Source organism: Frankia canadensis (assembly GCF_900197875.1).
Taxonomy (GTDB): domain Bacteria; phylum Actinomycetota; class Actinomycetes; order Frankiales; family Frankiaceae; genus Frankia; species Frankia canadensis.
In genome coordinates, this window is record NZ_FZMO01000255.1 from 1 (window position 1) to 5,299 (window position 5,299).

Below are 5,299 nucleotides of genomic sequence, written 5' to 3' on the forward strand. Positions count from 1 at the left end.
CGGCCCGCCGCCCGAGGCGGGTTGACGGCGTCCACGACCCGGTCGAACGGCAGGTCCTGGTGGTCGAAGGCGGCGAGGTCGCTCGCGCGGACCCGGCCGAGCAGCTCGCCGAACGACGGGTCACCCGTCAGGTCGGTGCGCAGGACCAGCGTGTTGAGGAAGAAGCCGACCAGATCGTCGAGGCTGTCGTCGACTCGGCCGGAGATCGGGCTGCCGATCGGGATGTCGTCGCCGGCGCCGAGCCGGTGCAGCAGGGTCGCGACGGCCGCCCGCAGCACCATGAAGAAGCTGGCGTCGTGCGCCCGCCCGACGGCGCGCAGCGCGCTGACGAGGTTGGCGTCGACGGCGAGCTCCACGGCGCCGCCGGCGTGGGTCGGCTCGGCCGGGCGGGGCCGGTCGGTCGGCAGGGTGAGCTCGGCGGGCAGTCCGGCGAGCGCGTGGCGCCAGAACGCGCGCGAGCGGGCGGCGGGGCTCGCCGGGTCGGCCTCGGCACCGAGCAGCTCCCGCTGCCACAGCGTGTAGTCGACGTACTGGACGGGCAGCGGCGCCCAGTCCGGCGTGGTACCCGCCGCCCGCGCCCGGTAGGCGATCGTCAGGTCGCGCGACAGCGGCCGGTCGGAGCCCTCGTCGGCGGCGATGTGGTGCACAAGCAGCTGGACGATGTGCAGCCGCGGCGAGCACCGCACGACGCTGACCCGCAGCGGCACCTCGGCGGCGAGGTCGAACGGGTACGCCGCCGCCCGCGACAGCAGCTCCGCCAGCCGCGGGTCCCGCGGCGGCGGCCCCGCCGGCATGCCGTCCGTCGGCGTCCAGGTGATGACGTCGAAGGGGATCTTCACGTCCGCCGCGTCGAGGACGCGCTGCACCGCGTCGCCGTCGGAGGTGGCGCCAGCGGCTCCGGTGGCGGCGGGGTAGACGGTGCGCAGCGCCTCGTGGCGGGCGACGACGTCGTGCACCGCGGCACGCAGCGCGGCCAGGTCCAGCGGGCCGGTCAGGCGCCAGGTGACCGGAATGTTGTAGGTGGGGCTGGGACCCTCCAGCTGCCCCAGCACCCACAGCCGCCGCTGGGCGTACGACAGCGGCGGGTCCTGCGGGCGGATCACCGGGCGCACCGGCGGACGCGCCGCGGCGGCGGTGTCCATCCGCCAGGCGAGGCCGGCGACCGTCGGCGCCTCGAAGACCGCGCGGGGCGTGATCTCCACCCCGAACGTCGACCGGATCGCCGCGCACAGCCGCATGACCAGCAGCGAGTGGCCGCCAAGGGCGAAGAAGTCGTCGTCGCGGCCGACCCGCGCCACCCCGAGCGCGGCGGCGAACCGCTCGGCGAGCAGTTCCTCGCGGGTGTCGCGGGGACGCCCGCCGGCGACCGGCGCGGGCCCGGCCGGTTCGGGCAGCGCCGACCGGTCGAGCTTGCCGTTGACGGTGCGCGGCAGCCGCGCCAGCGCCACGATCGCCTGCGGCACCATGTACGCCGGCAGCACCCGGGCCAGGGACGCCCGCGAGGCAGCCACCAGCTCGTCGCCGCCGGGAACCGCGGCAACACCGGGAACCGCGGCACCGGCGGGGCCGTCCGTCGTGGTCGCGTCGGCGCCGTTCGGCACCACGTAGGCGACGAGCTGCAGCGCCGCCGGAGCGTCCGGCCGGAACCAGATCGCTGCCTGGCCGACACCGGGAACCGCCGCCAGTGCCCGCTCGATCTCGCCGAGCTCGACGCGGAAGCCGCGCAGCTTGACCTGGTCGTCCGACCGGCCGGCGAAGGCCAGCGAGCCGTCGGGACGGCGCCGCGCCAGGTCACCGGTGCGGTACATCCGTTCCCCCGGCGCGCCGAACGGGTCGGCGACGAAGCGGGACGCTGTCAGCGCCCCCCGGCCGAGGTACCCGCGGGCAAGGCCGGGTCCGGCGAGGTACAGCTCGCCCGGCACCCCGTCGGCGACGGGCGAGAGCCCCGCGTCCAGCAGGTAGGCACGGGTGTTGGCGATCGGCGCCGCCCAGCCGTCGCCGTGCCAGCCGTAGGCGTCGACGGAGTACTCGGTCGGCCCGTACAGGTCGTGCGTGACCGTCCCGGGTAGCGCGCGCAGGCGTTCCCACAGCGCCGGCGGGGTGGCCTCACCGCCGACGAGCAGCACGGCGGGCCGGTGGCCGTCGGCGCGCAGCAGCCCGTCGGACATCAGCTCCCGCAGGTAGGTCGGGGTCAGGTCGAGCACGTCGAGGCGGGCCCGTTCGACGTGCCGGACGAGGGCGGCCGCGTCGCGGGCGGTCGCCTCGTCGACGACGTGCACCTCGTGCCCGGCGAGCAGCCACAGCAGTGGCTCCCAGGAACCGTCGAAGCTGAACGACGCCGCGTGCAGCACGCGCAGCGGCCCGCCGCCGTCGCCGGCGGCCCGCTCGGCCGGGGCGATGAGGTCGACGGCGTGCGAGGCGAACAGGTTGACCAGGCCGCGGTGCGTGCCGACGACGGCCTTGGGCCGGCCCGTCGACCCCGACGTGTAGATCACGCTGGCCGCGCCCGCCGGATCCGGGCGCCGCCGCGCCTCCCGGCCGGTGGCAGTCGCGCGGTGCTGGTCGTCGAGGTGCTGGTCGTCGAGGTGCTGGTCGTCGAACTGCGCGTCGTCGAGGTGCAGGACGGTGGCGGCGCCGGTGGACGGCAGGCGGGAGGCAAGCGCCCGGGTGGTGACGACGACGGCCGGGGCCGCGTCCGCGAGCAGGAACGCGAGCCGGTCCGCCGGCTGCTCGGTGTCGAGGGGCAGGTAGCCGGCGCCCGCGGCCAGCACGCCGAAGATCGCCGGGACCATGAGCGCGCGCGGCAGGGCGAGCGCGACGAGCGCCTCCGGCCCGGCGCCGTGCCGGGCGAGCAGGTCGGCGACGCGTCCGACCTGACCGGCGAGGTCGCCGAAGCTGGTGCGCCCGCCGGCGGTCACCAGTGCCACCCGGTCGGGATGGGTGGCCACCGCACGGTCGAACAGGTCCACGACGGTGGTCGGGGCGCTGCCGGGCAGGGCGCGGGCCGGGCCGGCGGCGAGGCGCAGGGCGGCGGCGCGTTCGGCGTCGTCGGCCAGGGCGAGGCGGCTGACCGGGCGGTCGGGGTCGCGGACGATCGCGGCCAGCAGGCGGACGAGCCGGTCGGCGAGGCGCTCGCCGCCGGCCGGATCGATCACGTCGGTGGCGAACTCGACCAGCGCGGTGATCTCGCCGGTCGCCGCCCGGTCGACGAACGTCACATCCAGGTCGAACTTGGCCGCGCCGACCTCGGGGGTGATCCAGCTGACCGGCGCGCCGAACAGCTCCCGGTCGTCACCGGCCAGGTGGTGGTAGCCGGCCATCACCTGGAACAGCGGGTTGACGCCGGCGCTGCGCCGGCCGCGCCGCGCCGCCACGACGTCCTCGAACGGCAGGTCCTGATGGTCGAACGCGGCCAGGTCGGTCTCGCGGGTACGGCGCAGCAGGTCGCGGAACGTCGGGTCGTCCCCGAAGTCCGAGCGGATGACCAGCGTGTTCACGAAGAAGCCGACGAGCGCGTCGAGTGCGGGGTCGGTGCGCCCGGCGACCGGCACGCCGATCGGGATGTCGTCGCCGGAACCGAGCCGGTGCAGCAGCGTCGCGATACCCGCGTGGGCGAGCATCGACATGCTCGTCGACGTCGCCGCGCACAGTGCCCGCAGGCCGCTCGCGACCTCGGCGGGCAGCACCCGCGTGGCGCGGCCGCTCGCGCCGTCGCGCACCGGCGGGCGCGGCCGGTCCAGCGGCAGCGGGATCTCCGCCGGCGTGCCGCGCAGCGCGTCGAGCCAGAAGGCGAGCTGGCGGGCGGCCACGCTGTCCGGATCGGCCGGGTCGCCGAGCAGGTCACGCTGCCACAGGGTGTAGTCGGCGTACTGGACGGGCAGCGGCGCGAACGCGGGGGCGCCACCGGCGCGACGCGCGCTGTAGGCGGCGTCGAGGTCGAGCAGGAACGGCCGGTCGGACCACTCGTCGGTGGCGATGTGATGCAGGACGACGAGCAGCACGTCGGTGTCCGGGCCGCGCAGCACGCGCAGGCGCAGCGGCGGTTCGGCGGTCAGGTCGAACGGCCGCGCCGACAGCGCGCTGATCCGCGCGTCGATCTCACCGGGCGGGCACGGCTCGACGTCGACGGGGACGCGCCCGGCGGCGTCGGCGGGGTCGAGGACGCGCTGGTGGGGCAGCCCGGCGTCGTCGCCGATGACGGTGCGCAGCACCTCGTGCCGGTCGAGCACGTCGGCGACGGCGGCCCGCAGCGCCGTCGCGTCGAGCGGGCCGTGCAGGCGCAGCGCCAGCGGGTAGTTGTAGGCGTCGGTGCCGCCGACGAGCCGGTCGACGAGCCACAGTCGCCGCTGTGCCGGGGACAGCGGGATCCGGTCGGGCCGGGCCGCCGGGCGCAGGGCCGGGCGCTGGCTGTCGGTGTGCTCGGCGAGCCTCGCGGCCAGTGCCTCGACGGTCGGCGCGTCGAACAGGTCGCGGATGGCGAGGTCGACGCCGAACGCGGCCCGCGCCCGGCTGACGACACGGGTGGCGAGCAGGGAGTGGCCGCCGAGGGCGAAGAAGTCGTCGTCGGCGCCGACGGTGGGCAGGCCGAGGACGTCGGCGAACAGCTCGGCGAGGGTCTGCTCCACCGGGGTGGCGGGCGGGCGCCCGGAGCTCGCCGCCCCCGGATCGGCGGCCGGCAGCGCGGTGACGTCGAGCTTGCCGTTGGCGTTGCGGGGCAGCGCGGCCAGCGGGACGAACGCCGCCGGCACCGCGTAGTCCGGCAGCACGGCCGCGAGATCGGCGCGCAGCCGACCGACCAGCGCCCCCGCGGCCCGCGCGGCCATCGGGTCGTTCGTGCGCGCCGGCCCGTCCCGGCCTTCGCCGGACGCGACCGGGCGCAGGAAGGGCAGGGCGGCGGCACCCGTCGCCCCCGCGGCCCGCACGAGGACCGCGTCGAGCAGGCCCGGCTCGTCGGTGCGCGGGGCGAGCGCGGCCTCGTAGCCGAGGGTGTCGGCGAGGGCGTGGACGTCGTCGGGGTCGACGGCGGCGGCCTCGGCGGCCGGCCCGCCGGTGGTGTCACCGCCCGCCGCGCTCGCCGCGAGTTCGGCGGCGACGCGCGCGTCGGGAATGCCGCGCAGGCGCACCCACGCCGGCCGCCGCTCGGCGACGAGCACGCCGAACGCGTCGAGCCGGGGCACGTCCGCTCCCCAGGTCAGCTCCATCTCGTCGGTCCCGTCGTCGGGGGCGGGCGCGTCGTCGGAGGCGGGAAGGGCAGGGCGGCGGCACCCGTCGCCCCCGCGGCCCGCACGAGGACCGCGTC

1 protein-coding gene is annotated in these 5,299 nt (G+C 77.2%); it reads right to left on the reverse strand.

The genetic code is table 11. The features are described 5' to 3' along the window. Positions 1-5,299 (reverse strand): non-ribosomal peptide synthetase (locus tag C1A33_RS19535; protein ID WP_115537982.1); only part of this gene is annotated, 5,299 nt, incomplete at both ends.